Annotated in this window: 17 protein-coding genes; 8 read left to right on the top strand and 9 right to left on the bottom strand. The window is 61.6% G+C overall.

Annotated features, from left to right (window positions below):
* Positions 1-7: 7 nt before the first annotated feature.
* The 4 genes from BVK86_RS18930 to BVK86_RS18915 are packed head-to-tail and all read left to right on the top strand — an operon-like array spanning position 8 to position 2,791.
* Positions 8-892, top strand: a complete 885-nt coding sequence (locus tag BVK86_RS18930; protein WP_075947850.1) for a type II secretion system F family protein — start codon at positions 8-10, stop codon at positions 890-892.
* An 8-nt stretch (positions 893-900) separates the two neighbouring features.
* Positions 901-1,779: a type II secretion system F family protein gene (locus tag BVK86_RS18925; protein ID WP_408002969.1), complete on the top strand. Its 879-nt coding sequence runs from the start codon at positions 901-903 to the stop codon at positions 1,777-1,779.
* A 10-nt stretch (positions 1,780-1,789) separates the two neighbouring features.
* Positions 1,790-2,503 carry a tetratricopeptide repeat protein gene (locus BVK86_RS18920; RefSeq protein ID WP_075947848.1) on the top strand — a complete coding sequence of 238 codons (714 nt, stop codon included), beginning with the start codon at positions 1,790-1,792 and terminating at the stop codon, positions 2,501-2,503.
* Between the two features lie 12 nt (positions 2,504-2,515).
* Complete coding sequence (locus BVK86_RS18915) at positions 2,516-2,791, top strand: DUF3613 domain-containing protein (RefSeq protein WP_075947847.1); 276 nt, start codon at positions 2,516-2,518, stop codon at positions 2,789-2,791.
* Positions 2,792-2,869: 78 nt separating this feature from the next.
* On the opposite strand, the gene BVK86_RS18910 is transcribed toward BVK86_RS18915, so the two are convergent.
* Together BVK86_RS18910 and BVK86_RS18905 are read right to left on the bottom strand one after the other, a co-directional pair.
* Positions 2,870-3,661 (bottom strand): response regulator transcription factor, encoded by a 792-nt coding sequence (locus tag BVK86_RS18910; RefSeq protein ID WP_075947846.1) that lies wholly within the window; start codon positions 3,659-3,661, stop codon positions 2,870-2,872.
* 116 nt (positions 3,662-3,777) lie between these two features.
* A complete protein-coding gene (locus BVK86_RS18905) occupies positions 3,778-4,248 on the bottom strand; it encodes a prepilin peptidase (protein ID WP_075947845.1) in 471 nt (156 codons plus the stop codon).
* A 75-nt stretch (positions 4,249-4,323) separates the two neighbouring features.
* Between BVK86_RS18905 and BVK86_RS18900 the strand changes: the two genes are divergently transcribed.
* Complete coding sequence (locus BVK86_RS18900) at positions 4,324-4,764, top strand: TadE/TadG family type IV pilus assembly protein (protein WP_075947844.1); 441 nt, start codon at positions 4,324-4,326, stop codon at positions 4,762-4,764.
* A complete protein-coding gene (locus BVK86_RS18895; RefSeq protein WP_075947843.1) occupies positions 4,761-7,514 on the top strand; it encodes an ATP-binding protein in 2,754 nt (917 codons plus the stop codon). The genes BVK86_RS18900 and BVK86_RS18895 overlap by 4 nt, the downstream gene beginning before the upstream one ends.
* On the opposite strand, the gene BVK86_RS18890 is transcribed toward BVK86_RS18895, so the two are convergent.
* The 5 genes from BVK86_RS18890 to BVK86_RS18870 form a co-directional block, all read right to left on the bottom strand.
* Positions 7,499-9,421 (bottom strand): pilus assembly protein TadG-related protein, encoded by a 1,923-nt coding sequence (locus BVK86_RS18890; RefSeq protein ID WP_075947842.1) that lies wholly within the window; start codon positions 9,419-9,421, stop codon positions 7,499-7,501. The genes BVK86_RS18895 and BVK86_RS18890 overlap by 16 nt on opposite strands.
* A gap of 158 nt (positions 9,422-9,579) precedes the next feature.
* Entirely contained in the window at positions 9,580-10,137 is a 558-nt protein-coding gene (locus BVK86_RS18885) for a DUF4136 domain-containing protein (RefSeq protein ID WP_075947841.1), read from the bottom strand.
* A 54-nt stretch (positions 10,138-10,191) separates the two neighbouring features.
* Positions 10,192-10,815, bottom strand: coding sequence for a DUF4136 domain-containing protein (locus BVK86_RS18880; protein ID WP_075947840.1), 624 nt, complete (start codon positions 10,813-10,815; stop codon positions 10,192-10,194).
* A 12-nt stretch (positions 10,816-10,827) separates the two neighbouring features.
* Positions 10,828-11,577, bottom strand: coding sequence for a methyltransferase (locus BVK86_RS18875; protein ID WP_075947839.1), 750 nt, complete (start codon positions 11,575-11,577; stop codon positions 10,828-10,830).
* Positions 11,577-11,879 carry a MazG-like family protein gene (locus BVK86_RS18870; RefSeq protein WP_056852476.1) on the bottom strand — a complete coding sequence of 101 codons (303 nt, stop codon included), beginning with the start codon at positions 11,877-11,879 and terminating at the stop codon, positions 11,577-11,579. Before BVK86_RS18870 ends, BVK86_RS18875 begins: the two co-directional genes overlap by 1 nt.
* A gap of 169 nt (positions 11,880-12,048) precedes the next feature.
* On the opposite strand from BVK86_RS18870, the gene BVK86_RS18865 reads away from it, so the two are divergent.
* Positions 12,049-12,342 carry a hypothetical protein gene (locus BVK86_RS18865; RefSeq protein WP_075947838.1) on the top strand — a complete coding sequence of 98 codons (294 nt, stop codon included), beginning with the start codon at positions 12,049-12,051 and terminating at the stop codon, positions 12,340-12,342.
* 154 nt (positions 12,343-12,496) lie between these two features.
* Entirely contained in the window at positions 12,497-13,843 is a 1,347-nt protein-coding gene (locus tag BVK86_RS18860; RefSeq protein WP_075947837.1) for an MATE family efflux transporter, read from the top strand.
* Between the two features lie 43 nt (positions 13,844-13,886).
* Here BVK86_RS18860 and BVK86_RS18855 read toward each other — a convergent pair whose 3' ends face one another.
* On the bottom strand, positions 13,887-14,690 hold the full coding sequence (locus tag BVK86_RS18855; RefSeq protein ID WP_075947836.1) for a DUF4123 domain-containing protein: 804 nt from the start codon (positions 14,688-14,690) through the stop codon (positions 13,887-13,889).
* Entirely contained in the window at positions 14,687-16,009 is a 1,323-nt protein-coding gene (locus BVK86_RS18850; protein ID WP_075947835.1) for a type VI secretion system Vgr family protein, read from the bottom strand. The genes BVK86_RS18855 and BVK86_RS18850 overlap by 4 nt, the downstream gene beginning before the upstream one ends.
* Between the last annotated feature and the right edge of the window lie 167 nt (positions 16,010-16,176).

Here is a 16,176-nt window from a genome sequence, read left to right as displayed (position 1 = left end):
CCACGGCATGCTCAAACCGCTGCTGCTCATCCTCGTTTGCCTGCTCTTGCTCGGCCTGTCGGCGCGCCTCCTTTATCGAGGTTTGCGTCAGCCCGGCACCCAGCGCGTGCTGGAGCGCTTGAGCCAGGGGCAACCGGAACGGGTTGTGCAGAAAACCTCATGGACGGCGCTGGAGCGGGCCTTTTTGCGTGCAGGCCTGGGGCGACCGACTGAACGGATTGGCCAGTGGCTGGCACTGTGGGGGCTGCTGGCTGTAATCGGTGTATTGGCGGGCGGCTGGATCGGTTTGCTGCTGGCGTCGTTGCTGCCGCCACTGCTGCTGAGGGTGTTTGTACAATGGCGTTATCAACGCCGGCTCAAGCGCATGATCGAACAGCTGCCGCCACTGCTCGATCACACAGTGCGCAGCCTGAAATCCGGCCGCACCCTGGCCGATGCCGTGCTGGGTGCGATCAATGCCGCCGAGGATCCGCTGAAGAATGCCCTGGGCCGGGTACAGCGCAACGTGCAGCTGGGCATCAGCCTGCCCGACGCCACCTCGGACTTCGCCGAGCTCTACGACAAAGATGAACTGCGTCTGTTTGCCCTCGGGCTGAAGGTCAACCATCGCTACGGCGGCAACGCCAGCGAGCTGCTGGAAAACCTGATCAAGATGATCCGCGAACGTGAACAGGCAGCGCGCCAACTGAGCGCCATGACCGGTGAAACCCGCGTCACGGCGGTGGTTCTGGCGGCGATGCCGGTGGCCCTCGCTGGATATTTCCTGATCTCCAACCCCACGTACCTGCTGGCCATGTGGAACGACGGCTCGGGGCAAACGATGCTGATCGCCGCGCTGGGCTTTCAGGTGATCGGCTGTGTCGCGCTGTGGCGGATGTTGCGAAGCCTATGAACCCGTCAATGCTGCTGAGCTCGCTGCTGTTCCTGCTGGCATCGCTGATGCTGTTCAGTGTCGTGCTGGAACTGCGTCGGCGTGCCCGCCAGGTAGTGCAACGGCTGGACGGCAAAACCCCGGCCGACAACCGCCTCAGCCAATGGCTGCAGGCGCTGGGCAGCAGCCGCGTCGGCCAGCAATCGGTCAGCCTCGATAACGAAACCCAAACACTGCTCAACGCCCTCGGCTGGCGAACCGCACGTAAACGCGCGATCTTCGCCGCGTGCCAAGTGGGTGTGCCGGTGCTGGCACTGGCCCTGAGTGCATTGGTCCAGGGGCTGTTCTTCCCGCAAGTGGCCAACCCGTGGATCGTCCCGGCGTTCGCCCTCGGCATCGGTTATCTGTTGCCCAAACGCCTGCTCGCCGCCGCCGCCCACCAGCGGCAGAAAAAACTGGCGATCGAGATTTCCACCTTCATTCCGCTGCTGCGCATTCTATTTGAGTCGGGCATGGCCGTGGAGCAATCGCTGCGCGTGCTGAGCAACGAAGGCAAGCAATTGCTGCCGATCCTGACCCATGAACTGCGCCTGGTCTTGACCCGCGTCGACTCGGGTCTGGAACTGGCTGAGGAACTGAACGTGGCCTCGCGCCTGCTCGCGGTGGATGAGTTCACCGACACCTGCGTGATCCTGCAACAGCTGATCCATCAGGGTGGCGGCGCGATGAAATCGTTGCTGGCGCTCAAGCTGCTGCTCGATGACCGGCGCCTGACGCGCCTGCAGGAATACATCTCCAAGATGTCCGCCAAAATGTCCGTCGTGATGATGCTGTTCCTCTTCCCGGCGTTATTGATCGTCCTGGCCGGCCCGGGGCTCACCGCCCTGGCCCGGGCTTTTGCTTCTTAGAGGGATCGTGATGAAAGCAATGATTGCCGGTTTGAGTCTGCTGTTGCTCAGCGGTTGCGCGAGCACCGGCCAAACACCCTGGAGCGCGCTGACCGACTCTGCCAGTTGCGGCAAGCTGAGCTCCGATCAACAGCTATCGCTGAACCTGGCCGATGACATGGCCAAGGACGGCAAACTGCACGCCAGCCTGGCCAACCTGCAAAGCCTGCCGGACAACCTCGCCGACGTGCGTCTGCGCAAGGCCAAGGTCTATCGATTGCTCGGCCGCAGCGAAGCCGAGCCGCTGTACCGCAGCCTGCTCGGTAGCTGCCTGGCCGCCGAAGCCGAACACGGCCTGGGCCAACTCGCCGCCGCCCGGGGCGACAACGGCCTGGCGCAGGCGCATTTGCAACGGGCCTCGCGACTGGCCCCCACCGATGAAAAAATCCGCAATGACCTGGGCGTGGTGTACCTCAACCAACTGCGGGTGGAAGACGCCCGATTCGAATTCCTCACCGCCATGGAGCTCAAGCAAGCCGACACCCTGGCCGCGCAGAATCTGGTGACGTTGCTGATCTACCAGGATGACTGGAGTCGCGCCGCCGAACTGGTCAGCCGCCTCGGCCTGAGCCCGGCCCAAGTCACCGAAGCCCAGGCCCGCGCGGAAAAACTCAAGACCCCAGCCAAATCCGCCTCGACCGCCGCCACGCAAGTCGCGGCTGTCACCCCTGCGACCCTTCAATAGGGAGAACCACGGATGAAACCCGCCACCCTCTGCTGCCTCGGCTTCCTGGCCTTGCCCCTCACCACCCACGCCATCGACCCCGGCCCCGCCTCACCGCAACAACAGGAAACCGAAGGCTGGCTGCAACTGCAAAGCAGCAACGCGGCCGCCTCACAAAAAAAACAGACGGCCACGGCGACGGAAAGAGAACTGGCCATGCAACGCTGGCTCAAGAGCTATCAGCATGAGATTCCGGAGTTCTTTGATCAGGATGCGGGGGGTGCGGTGGACAGTGGGTCGGGGCAATAGTCCGGGAAGCGGTGCCAGGCTGGCCGCCATCGCCAGCAGCCTGACTCCCACTGTTTGAGCCGCGTACAGCCAGGACAATCAGTGCGCCGTAACCCTCTGCCGCATCCCCGAATTACTGGGCGACAACGCCAACGCCAACTGCGTCCGATTATGCATATGCGTCAACCGCAAAACCTGCGACACATACAACTTCACCGTGTTCTCGGTAATTCCCAGCTCACAGGCAATCTGATAATTGGTCTGCCCCTTGCCCACCAACCGCGCCACATCCAGCTGTCGAGGCGACAGCTGATTGAAAATCGCCGGGATTTCTACCTGGTCGGCCTCACTGACCGCGCCATCTTCCGAGTCCACAGTGCCGGACACGAACGGAGCACGGCGAACCCGGTCGAGGTCCTGGTACAGGTCATCGATCGATTCAGACAGATACTGCAATTTCTGATTCAGATGCCCCAGCTGCAACGTCTTGTGCCGCTCCTGCAAGGCCACTTCCTGGCGCCGCAAGCCCTCCAGCAACTCGTCCAGGTCAATCGGCTTCTGGTAGTAATCGGCAATCCCGGCACGCAGCGCCTTGATCACATCCTGCTTGTCCGCACGCCCGGTGAGCATGATTGCTTCGAACGCACGGTGCTTGCCAGACAGGCGTTGCAGCTCCTGAACCAGTTGAATCCCGTCCAGCCCAGGCATGTGCAAATCGCAGAGCACCAATCCGATATCGGTGTCTTCATTGAAACGTTCGATGGCTTGATGGCTGGATTCACACGGCACACAACGGTAACCGCTGTTCTCGAGAAACTCGCAGAGTTCTTCAACGATCATTGATTCATCGTCGACTACAAGGATTTTTACTGCCGAGGTACGCTTGTTCACGTGCAACTCCCTGCATGGTCAAATGCTGACCGTTCCTGTACCAACAGCCGATGGCTGTACAACTGTTTGTTGTATGAAAGTAGTCGTTCTTTTCGACTCTGTACAAAACCGCACGACTAGCGGAGCCAGGCAAATGTGAGCAATAACCCCACCAACAGGAAGGGCGCGAAGGGCTGTTTTTTTGACACTCCGGGCTGCAGATAAAGCAGACGTCCTCTAAGACCTTGACCCATATAAAGCCAGACTCTTGGCGCCAGCGCCAGCCAGCAAACACTGGCCAACCCTGCGCCGATAAATACGCCCAACACATGCCGACCGTCGGTCGCGAGCCCCAGGGCAATCATGAGTTTCACATCGCCGCCGCCGAGCCTTCGCAGCGCGTAACCGGGTAACGTGAACGCCAGCGCCAGCAACGCCGCCCAGGCGCCCTGCTCCGCGGGTGCGCCCAGCCAGGTGCTGCCGCTCCACAGCAGATACGCCAATGCGAATGCCCCGGCGCCCACGGTCAAACCATTGGCGATGTGCCGTTGCCGTGCATCCTGCGCTGCGCATAGCGTCAGCCAGATCAGTAAGACAATGCTGTGCATCCGGTAAAAAAAGTCCGTTTTGGCTGAATGATTCTATGCTGACATTACCTCGTGATGGTCAGGGTAGACGCACTCATGAAAACCAGCCTCCCCCGCAAACAAAAAGGCGCCGCCGCGATTGAATTTGCCTTGGTGTTCGTCATCTTTTTCGCGGTGTTCTACGGGATTGTCACGTACAGCCTGCCGCTGTTGCTGATGCAGTCGTTCAACCAGTCGACCGCCGAAGCCATACGCCGCAGCGTGGCACTGGACCCGACCACGCCCGGTTATGAGGCGGCACTCAAAACCGTCGTCAAAGAGGAACTGACCCGGCAACTGGCGTGGATTCCTGCCGGGCTGAACTTCAATGTCGATACGGATGCCACCACCACCTACACGGCTGGCGTGCTGAAGGTCAGCATCAATTACCCCACCAACAAATTGAGTGCGGTCATTCCGTTTCTGACGTTGCCCGGAATCGGCAAGGTGCCTGATTTGCCTGCGACGCTCACCGCCAGTTCGAGCCTGCAGTTTTGAGTGCCGGCGACAAACTCTTCGGGCGTCTGCTCAATCGCCATCCGCCAGTGCCTCAAGCACTCCCGGAGCCGCCGAGCGTGCACGGCATCGGCCTGCAGATGCATCTGGATGCCGAAGGACGCGTGCTGCATCTGACCGGCCCGTTACGGCATTCGCTGGCGCAGCAGACCCCCACCGCGCGCGCGCCGCACCTGCTCGATTTTCTGTTGCCCCATTGCAGCCTGGTGGTCGAGGGCGTGCCCGCTGATTGGCTGGGGCAGAATCTGGATCTGGATTTCTACAGCCTCAGCGGCCAACCGCTGCACCTGCGCGGCTGGATTCAGCCCCAGGCCGACACCTGGCTCCTGCAGTTGCTGGACATCGGTGACCTGCTGGTTGACCGCCGCCAGTCGCGTTTGCGTGAGCAATGCCAGTTGCTCGCGGTGCAAATCGGCGAGCAATTGCGCCTGTGCAGCCTGTCGCGCCTGCCCGATGTGTTGGCTGATCAACTGCAAAGCCTGGCCCAGCGCTTTCACGTCCCGTGTATCGCCCTGGCGTTGCTCGATGAAGATGAACAGGGCTGGCAGATCCATCAACACTATGCAGGGCTCGACGCGCCCCGCCTGTGGCAAAACGCTCAGCGCCTGGGCACCGGCCTCGATAGCCTGAACGGCTCCGCGCCTCAAGCGCTGAACCCGATTGAACATCCTCGCCTGCAAAGCACCTTTGGCAATGCCGAGGGTTTCGCCGTGCCTTATCACGATGCCCAAGGCGTGGCCGCCTGGCTGTTGTGCGGCTGCTACGCGGTGCAACAACGGGCGCCGGACGTCGGCGAGCGCGATTGGTTGCAGTTCGCCGCGGCCCTCGCCAGCCCCTTGCTGGAGCGCCTGCGCGAGCACCGCCATCATCTGCAACTGGAGCGTCTGGAATCGCTGCAGGCCCTGCTCGGCACGGGTTGGTGGGAGATGTTCAGCGACACCGGTCAGGTGCAGTTGGCACCTTCACTGGCCAGCGCCCTGAATCTTGTCGATACCCGCTTGCCGTTGCACGACTGGCTTGACACAGTGCATCCCGCCGACCGCGAAGAATTGCGCAGTCGCCTGCAGGCGTTGCAGGACGAAAGCATCCCCCTGTTACTGTGCGTGCGCCTGTATCGTCCCGAGGCGGCCGCCACGCCAATCTGGTATCGCCTGCAAGGCCAGGCGCTGGGTGTCGGTAAAAATCGCCGTCTCGTCGGTTTCATGCTCGACATCAGCGATATCAAGAACCAGGAACAACAAGCCGCGACCGCCCACGCGCGGCTGGACAATCTGATCGCCAGTTCCCCGGCCGTGATTTATGTGCAGCAGTATGTCGAAGGCGCGCTGCAACCGACTTTCTACAGTGACAGCCTGCTGCCGCTGCTCGGCTGGACGCTCGCCGATTGTGCCGGTGCCGCGCTGGTGGACAAGGTGCATCCCGAAGACCGTGACCGCTACTTCGAACGTAGTCGCTTGCTGCTGCGCGAAGGGTCGGTACGCGTCCGCTATCGGTTGCGCGACCATCGTGGTGATTACCACTGGATCCTCGACGAAGCCAAACTGTTGCGTGATGACCTGGGCCTGCCGGTAGAAGCTGTCGGCCTGTGGCTGGACGTCACCGAAGTCACCCTGGCCACCGAGCAAATCAAGCAGAGCGAAGAGCGCTACCGGATTCTGGTGGAAGACTCACCGGCGATGATCTGCCGCTACCGGCCGGACCTGACGCTGACCTTCGGCAACCGGCCACTGGCGACCTATCTGGAGTGTGCGCCCGAGCATTTGCCGGGGGTTAATCTCGGTAGCTGGATGTCCGCGCAACAGCGTGAGTCCTTCCTCCAGCGCCTCAGCCAACTGAGCCCGGAGTTCCCGGTCAGCACCGCGGAAATCAATCTGCAACTGCCGGGCCGCGAGCACGCCTGGTGGGTCTGGTCCGATCGCGGGGTGTTCGACGCGCACGGCCAGTTGCTCGAAATACAGGCCGTTGGCCGCGACAACACCGAAGTGCGCCGCTCCCAGCAGCAACTCACGCAAAGCGCAAAAATGGCCACCCTGGGCGAAATGGCCACCGGCCTGGCCCATGAAATCAACCAGCCGCTGAACGTGATGCGCATGGCCATCGTCAATGTGCTCAAACGCCTGAGCATCGGCGATGTGCAGGTCGACTACCTGACCGACAAGCTCAACCGCATCGACACGCAAGTGCAACGTGCCGCGCGGGTGGTCGATCACATGCGCGTGTTCGGCCGTCGCTCGGAGATCGAACAACACCCGTTCAACCCGGCCCAGGCCATCGAAGGCACGCTGTCACTGCTGGCCGAAGGCATGCGCGGCAAAGGCGTCGACCTGCGCATCAGCGAAACCGCGTTTGAAGTGCAGGTGCGCGGGCATGTCGATCAGCTCGAACAAGTGCTGATCAACCTGATGGTCAACGCGCGGGATGCGTTGCTCGGCAAACGCGAAAGCAACCCTGAATTCAAACCGTGGATTGCGGTGTACGCCGAACGGGACGAGCAGTCGGTGCGACTGTGGGTCGAGGACAACGGCGGCGGCATTGACGAGCGCTTGCTGGAAAGGATTTTCGAACCGTTCTTCACCACCAAACCGGTGGGCATCGGCACCGGCCTGGGGTTGTCGGTGAGTTACGGCATTGTCGAGAACATGGGCGGCAAACTCAGCGTCAGGAATTCGACCGAGGGTGCGCGGTTCTGCATCGAACTGCCGGTTGTGCCAGCGGATCAGATCACCAGGTAGGCTTTGCCTTTCTCGCCGCAGGTCAGGTTGAAGCCGACGTCGACCTTGTTGACGTCGATGCCCAGGTTCACCAGCAAGCTGTCGACAATCGGGTCGACCAGCGGCGCGAGCAAACCGCTGATGGCCGTGATCAATAACCCGACAACTTGAGACAGCGTCGACAACAGCGTACTCAACAAGCTGCCCAGCAGACTACCGATGGTGGGCGTGTGTTGAATCAGCGTGAGCCCGCCGAGCGTGCCTTTCAGACTTCCCACCACTCCGGACACCGAGACGGGATGCGTCGGTTCCGGTGACACATTGATTTCATGGGGGTTGGCAAAGGTGTAGTTGGATTCGGTTTTACCGGCAATAGGGCTGTCGATCATGATCTCGCTGCCGCCCCCACCGAACGGTGTACGCGCGCCGCAGTTAAGCAGCGTGCAGGTTTTCGAGCCGATATCGACCAGGGTTAGCGGAGACAGGCTTGGCGCACCCGAAGAAGAGAGCCAAACAGCATCATCGATTTGACCGACTTTGACTTGCAAGGCGGAAATGTTGGTGGTGGCGGTGAGGCTTTTGTTGGTGGGGCTGGCGCAGGAATAGTCCGTGACATAACTGCTGCCAACGCCCGCTTCAATACCGAGGTCCAGGTTCAGCCCGTTTGGCAGGATCTTCAGGTCGGTCTGAGTGCAACTGCCAAGAATGCATCCGGGCGCCAGAAGCGTATTGACCAACCCCACCACCGGCGTCAACAACGTGTTGACCAATTGCAGAACAGAGTTGATCAACGACAGGTCGACGGACACCAGAATGCGAACCTGCGCCGTACGTACATAAATCTTGTTCACCCCCAATGGCGCCACTTTTGCCAGCGCCGGGTCACCGACAGCGGAAAACTGCGGCGGCTGAATGACCTTGATGTGGGTCGTCACCCCAGCCAAACCCAAGACGTTCACGGGCAATGTTGAGTTCACAGCACTGTTCTTGTTGGCCAGTTGAACGAAACCCTGAATCAACTGAAACAGCTGTACCGTGGCATCCAGTCCCGCCTCTTGCGTACCGGTTTGCAGCGTCAGTAAATCACCCAGTTTGATCGGCGAAGCGCCGGTGGCCGCCACTTGCAGGTTGGTCAGGGCGGTCTTGACCTCAGCCGAGGCCCCGTTGAGGTTCACCACGTTGGCGGCTGCCTTGATGAACTTGGTGACGGAACCTTGCGTGTTCAGCAGCGCCGTGTAGTTTCCCGCCGACACGCCCAGTTCGATGGCGAGCTGGTCCATGAATTTCAGCAGGTTGATATCGGTCTTGACCAAGCCGTCCCAGCCGCCAACGGTCAGGTTGACGTTGCCTCCCAATAGCGTCGAGAAGAGCGGGTTCAACAGGTTTGATCGTGCACTGTCGACGCTCAACAGGGTACTGCGAATACTCAGTTGCGCCAGGGTGACCTTCGGTTCGGCGGCGACAGCGGTGGCATCGAGTCGGGTCGTGAGGCTGACCGGTGCACCGGAGAGCAACGCCCCAATACCGGCCGCAATACTGGTGGTGACGGGGCGGCTGACGATGACCTGGACCGCAGCGGTTTTAGTGGCGTCGACGACAAACGCGCGAAGATTATCTGCACCGGTTTGCAAGGTGCCGCAACTGACGGTCAGCGTGTTGTCCGTGTTCACGGTAAAACCGTTGCGGGTCGCGCTTTGGGTGGCGTAGGTGGTCGCACTTTGCCCGGACTTGCAGTTGCCATCGCGGCTCACGGCTTCGAGTGCTGCGGTATCCGCCACCCGTTGCAGCTTGCGCTGCTCCATGTACAGCCTGCCGGTATCGATCACCAGCAGCGTGAACCCCAGCGCCAGCGCCAGGGTGCCGGCCGCCATCAAACCGATTGCCCCCCGTTGCCGGGCCGGGCCGCGAAACTGCATGCGGGGAGACATGGCGCACTCCTTTGCCGGCGTGTTGCCGAGCGCAACCTCCATTGGTCAAAAGAGTGTAGACAAGGGTTGGCGAGGCTGCTGGCAACTCGCCATTTCTGCGACCGAAAAACAACTGCAGGAGCGAGCCTGCTCGCTCCTGCAGGGTTTGCCTGGTGTTTCTACCTGGGTGGATAGTTGGCCAGGATCCGGGTAACGGTTTCGCGAATCGCATTGCTGCGATCCGTTGGATTCGGCGTGCGACTGAGCATCTGTTCGTCGCTGCCGCGCCACACCAGTTTGCCGTCCTTGCCGTCGAGCAGGTCGATCTGAAGGGTCGCCACCTTGTAGTTGACCAGTCGGGTTTCGTTGTACATCGGCGCACCCCAGTAGCCGTTCCACGGATTACCCCAACCGCCGCCGTAATTAGTGGTCACCTGCTGCTGACGTTCCTCGACAATCAGGTAGGTCTGCACACTCAAGTCACCCTTGGCGCCAGCGGCAGCTTGACGCAACCCGCGCTGATCCAGCTGTTCGGTGACCGACTGGCGAATGCGTTGCTCAGTCAGGTCGCTCCTGATGCGTGGGTCATCAGGGCGATATTGCAGGACGGGGTCTTTCCAGCTCCAGCTGCGATAGGCCGCAAAATCGCGGCTGGCGTCGAAGTCATGATTGACCTGGTTGGCGGCGCAGGCACTGAGCAGAGCGATCACTGTCAGTAAAGCGAAACGGCGGAACATGATGATTCTCCGGCTGAAGACATGATCCTGCGAAGTGGTGCTTATGGACAGAAGCTAGCTGGGAGGATACGCCGACATGGCCTTTTCTACAGCCTCCCGTATGGCATCCACCTGCTGGCTCTGGGTGCCCCGGTTGCTGGTCTCCGCGCTGGAACTCCACACCGGTTGACCGCTTTGCGCGTCGAACAGATCGACATGCACCACCACGACCTGCTCCTGATAGGTGCGAATGATCGGAACTGTGGCATAGGCGCCGCCGTAGCCATTGTTGTAGCGGTTGTAACCGCCATAACCGCCGTAATAGCCACCGTTGTAGTAATCGTCGCGAACCTGACGCAAACGGGTTTCCATGCGCAAATCGGCGCTGACGAACAGGTCCGCCGCGCGATTGTCATGCAACGGGCGCAAGCCGCGCTGATCAAGCGCGCTGCTGACCGCCTCGGCGACCTGGGCCGAGTCTGCCCAGGCGGTGCCCGGCGGCATTTGCCCGTTGAGCCAGGCCCAGCTGCGATAGCGCCCGTAGTCGCGCGGCGGTGCCGGGTAGGCGCTGCGGTCAAAGGTGTTGGCCGCCTGCGGTGGCGCTGGCGGGATGGGTTTGGAGGACGCCACATACGGGTTGCTGCCCTGGCAGGCAGCCAACCCCAGACACAACAGCAGTAACCCTGAACGAGTTTTCATTTCGCGCTCCGATCAGACCGGCCGGCAGATCCAGTGCAAGTAACGCCCAAGCCCGGCAAAGCTTGGGTGGCGACGGTGGGCCAGCTCCATTTCCAGCAAGTCCACCAATTCGGCGCGGGCCTGGAACTCCACCGGCATGTAATCGTGAAAAACCCGCACGCCACTCTGGGTTTCGACCTGCCACAGACCTTCAAGTTGCGCCGCCAATTCCCGTGGATCAAGGGGTTGTTGCGGGGTCAGGCTCTGCTTCTCGCCGGCCATGTCGTTTTTGCGCATCTTGCGGAAGTGGCCCTTGAGCAGATTGCGATAGATCAATGCATCGCGGTTGTAGAACGCCAGGGAGAGCCAGCCATCGGCCTTGGTCAGTTGATGCAACACCGGCAGGATCGCATGGGGTTCGGCCAGCCATTCCAGCACGGCGTGGCACAGCACCAGGTCGTAAGGTTCGCTGAGTTGACCCAACAGGTCCTGCCACGGCGCCTGAATGAATGTTGCGCTCTGCCCGGCTTCGGCGAAGCGCTGGCGGGCGCCATCGAGCATCGGTTCGGCGGGCTCGGCCAGCGTCACCTCATGCCCGCGTTCGGCCAGCCACAACGACATGTGGCCCAGGCCGGCGCCGATATCCAGCACCCGCAACGGCCGGTCCGGCAGGGTTTCGGCCAGATCGGCCTGGAGCACCGCCAGACGAATCGCGCCTTTGGCACCGCCGTAGATTTTTTCTGCGAACCGGGTCGCCAGTTGATCGAAATGACGGTCGCTCATCAGCTGAATCTCCGCTCGCTGTCAGCCAGTTTGCTGCGCACCACGTCATTCATGTCCAGCCCCAACTCCCCGCAAAGCAATAGTAGATAGAGCACGATGTCACCGATTTCCTGGCCGGCATGGGCCAGTTTGTCCGCCGGCAGCTGCCGCGACTGGTCCTCGGTCAGCCACTGGAAAATCTCCACCAGCTCGGCCATTTCGACGCTCGCGGCCATGGCCAGGTTTTTCGGGCTGTGAAATGGCTGCCAGTCATTGCGGTCACGGATGGCGTGCAGGCGTTCGGTCAGTTCAACAAGGTTCATCGGGCTCTCCTGAAGGCGTATAGCTTCGGGGGGATCACAGGTGAAGGCAAGTGACAAAGATCGGGCGGCAGGCTCGCGCCCACAGGTCATGCACAACACTCTATGCTTGTGGGGAACTCGCCACCGCGTTCCATGGCCCAACGCTCGAACTTATCAGGACGATCATTCCATGCAGGTAGAAGGTTTTTTTGAATGGCTCGGTCAGGCCCTTGGCTCAGTCATCCGTTTTATCGTTGACGCCCTCAGTGGCCTGTTCCAACTGGTGAGCCGCGCCAGCAGCAATTTTGTCGAAGGCTTGTCCCGGGCACTGGGCATGGACACCTCGATTATCAGCATCGCCATCCTGATCCTGGGGTTGTTGTTGCTGTGGTCGGCGATCCGCGCGTTCATGAATGCGTCGATCATCATGGGGATCATCTGGCTGATGCTCGGGTTGTGGTTGCTCAGCTGGATCATGCACTGACACCGTCATTTCCCGGCGGGCTTGCCCGCGATGACGGCAGTCCAGTCGAATTTGATGTCGCCTGACACGCCACCATTGCGAGCAGCTAGCTCCTGCATTGGATCGCGGCACATGCAGATGTGTCGCTACAATGCCCGCTCCCCAAGGAGCCCGCATGTCCAACCTGATTGCCGACTGGCGCGACCGTCCTACCCATCGTCGGGTCTGGGCGCTGGCCGCGCCGATGATTCTCTCGAATATTTCCGTACCGCTGGTGGCGCTGGTCGACAGCACCGTCATCGGCCACTTGCCCCATGCCCATCAGCTCGGTGCCGTGGCGGTCGGCGCCAGTCTTTATACCTTCCTGGCCTGGGCCATGGGCTTTCTGCGCATGGGTTCCACCGGGTTTGCCGCCCAGGCTGCCGGGCGCGGGGATGGTGCGGCACTGCGGCAGATTTTGTTGCAGGGCCTGCTGCTGGCCATGGGGCTGGCGGTGGTGCTGGGCGCCGCGGGCGTACCGTTGAGCGGGGTCGCGCTGCATTTCATGCAGCCGTCGGCGGAACTGGATCAGATGACCCGCGAGTTTTTCCATACGCGGTTGTTCGGGCTGCCCGCAGCGCTGGCCAGTTATGCGCTGGTCGGCTGGTTCCTCGGCACGCAAAACGCCCGCGCGCCACTGGTGATTCTCCTGAGCACCAACCTGGTCAACATCGCCCTGAACCTGTGGTTCGTGCTTGGCCTGGAATGGGGCGTGGTCGGTGCCGCTCGGGCTTCGGTGATCGCCGAATGGACCGGCGCGCTGATCGGCCTGTCGATGACCCGTCAGGCACTGCGCGCCTATCCTGGCCATCTCGTCTGGGCGGCCTTGGGCTGGTGGCAGAGCTGGCGCCCGTTGCTGGCGGTCAACCGCGACATTTTTATCCGCAGCCTGGCCCTGCAATCGGTGTTTTTCCTGATCACCGTACAAGGTGCGCGATTGGGAGACGCCACTGTCGCGGCCAACGCCCTGCTGCTCAATGGCTTGCTGCTGACCGCCCACGCGCTCGATGGCCTGGCCCACGCCGTGGAGGCGCTGTGCGGGCATGCCATCGGTGCCCGCGACCGAGAGGCACTGCGCCGCTCACTGGTGGTGGCTTGCGGCTGGTCGTTGCTGGCGAGCCTGGGGTTCGCCGTACTGTTCCTGTTTGCCGGGCACCTGTTCATCACGATGCAGACCGACATTGCCAGCGTGCGCGATACCGCGTTCGTTTACCTGCCTTACCTCGCCGCGCTGCCAATGATCGCGGTCTGGAGTTACCTGCTTGACGGCCTCTTCATCGGTGCCACCCGTGCCCGTGAAATGCGTAACGGCATGCTGCTGACAGTGGCCTTGCTGGCGCCCTTCGCCTGGGCGTTGCAAGGGCTTGGCAACCATGGCTTGTGGCTGACCTTTCTGTTGTTCATGTTGCTGCGCAGCCTGACCCTCGGCGCCATCGCCTGGCGCCTGCGCCGCAACGATGGCTGGTTCGCCAGCGCTCATTGAGCCGCTGACGTGCTAAGCAATGGCGCGACGCCAACCTCGAGCATCATGTTCGGGGATCGTCGCTCTGCCAGCGGTTGCGCAGGTTATCCAGGCGCTCCTGCTGCGTGTTGCCCACCAGCGGCAACTGGGGCGCGACAACAGGGTATTGCAAGCGCAACCACAACCAGCCGTCCAATACCGACCGTTCACTGAAACCCAGCACCAGGCCTTCCTGCAGATGCGACCACAAGCGGGTGTAATCAGAGCCGGTGGCCTGGCTCCAGTGCCAGGCATGATGTTCCAGCAGGCAGGTTTGCAGGTTTTCCCGTTGCCGCGCGCTGAGGTCCTCCTCCTGCGCCAAAGGGCGCACGGCTAGCCCGGGATTGAGCAATTGCTGCCAGCCCAGGCTGCCGATCGCCCGGTCAGCCCAGGTCCCGCCGAACCAGCGCAAGCGGCTGATCGGCCCCAGCCAGCGAGTCAGCTCCCCGGCATCGCAGGCGTCGAAGAAGTAACTGGCGGTCTGCGGGTTGTAGAAGCTCAGCAGGGCCCGATGATGCAACCCGAACGAGACTGTCAGCATGCGCCGCAAGTGCGCGAGCAATGTCGTCGCGCCAGCCTCACTGGTCAGCAGCAACCCTCGCCACTGAGGCACATCGTGTCGGCAAGCCGCGGCCAGCACCGGGCAGGTACGCAGGTCGATCAACAGCGGACCGTGATCACGCAGGGCATGCCATTCAGTTCCCTCGAACAGTGAAAACTGATTCGCCTGCACTAAAGTCTGTTGCAAGGTCACACCCGCCTGCGGTACGCCGGGCCTGTCCAGCAGCAACCATTGCGCGCCCCCATCGGGGATGTGCACGTCGATCATGCGGCACCGCTTCGGCCGGATTGCGTCAACGCCCGACAAGTACAGAGCGCTTGCGCACAATGATTGAAGCTACCGCCACCGGGCAGCAGACAGAGCAGCAACAGGGGCTCACCTGAGCGCAGCCAGTCCTGCACGCCTTCGGGTGGCTGTTCATCGCGGGTCGACACCCCCGCTTCTTGCTCTGTCACCACACGCGCCGGCAGGTGAATGACCCCGGTAATCAACGGCTGGTCCGGATCGCCTTCGATAAAGCTCACCACCACCTCCGCCCCCTCGCTCAATGGTCCGACCCCGGCTGACTCAAGTTCCGGCGCCAACGGCAACCAGCAGTGGCTCGGCGCCGCCCCTTCGCCCTGGTAGAGCCAGTCAAACTGCACCGCCACCGGGCGGGAGGGATCAGGCCGGTCTTCATCGACATCCACCACCCAGGCACGTTGCAGGCTGTGCATCCGCGGTTTGACCCCGCAATGCGGCGGTTCGAACGGTGCTTCGCAATGGATCGCCCGTACATGGTTGCTGTAAGGCACCCGCCAATCCTGGCTGCCCTGATGCTCAACGTGGGTGAGTAGCCACAGATGATTCCACTGACGCACGGGATGACCGCACAACGGCATCAGTTGACCACTGCGCAGCGTCGCCAGGTCCGAATGCCATTCTGCGCTCTGCAATGTGCTGCCCGCGCAACGTTTCACTTCGAATCGACGCAGCGCCGGTCGATTGCCCTCGGCGCGAAAATCAACCGCCTCCCCCTTGCAGAAATGCCCTTGGCCATCGGCAAACACCACGCAGTGCCCATGCTTGCGGTGTTCAAAGTGGTAATGCAGCCGCTGCTGGGCGCACAAACGCTGAATGAATTGCAGATCCGACTCGCGGTACTGCGTGCAGTAGTCGCGCAGCGGGTAATCGCACGCCAGTTCGAAGCGCCGGTTCTGGCCGACAATGCCGTGTTCCTTGAGCACCTGATCGACTATCTGCGGCACCGTCCTGGCGCTGAAAATGCGCTGGCTGAAACGCTGGGCCAGACACGCCAGCCTCGGGCCAAGACGCACGTGACAAAGCCTGATCGTTGAGCCGTGGTCGCGCTGGACAAGGGCCTGCAGCTGGCCATGGACACTGTTTCCCCGTGGCCCGAAATGCAGGGAGGCCGAACGGTACAACAGGCTGGCGAGGTCGAGCGCCGGGTCTTCGACCAGCAATTGCAGGTCGAACACGAAGGGCTCGCTGATGGCTTCTCTACCGGTAAAGGCCAGGACCTCGAAGGCGTCGGACAGACCTGCTACGTCCAGACGAAATTCAGGTTCGTTGGCTGGATCGAACATCGGCGATTCTCTACAGGAGGGGCGGCCGGGGATTCTCGCCGAGAGACATGGCCGAGTAGAGAGGCGAAGTACAACTTAGGAAATGGCCTACGCGAAAAGAAGACCAAATGACTTGGATAGCCGAGGACGTAGGACATTTCTCTTGATAAAAGAGAGTCGCCGCACCA

The sequence above is a fragment of the Pseudomonas reinekei genome (assembly GCF_001945365.1).
GTDB classification, from domain to species: Bacteria; Pseudomonadota; Gammaproteobacteria; order Pseudomonadales; family Pseudomonadaceae; genus Aquipseudomonas; species Aquipseudomonas reinekei.
Note: the sequence above shows the minus strand (reverse complement) of the source record. Positions and strands in the feature narration are given on the sequence as shown.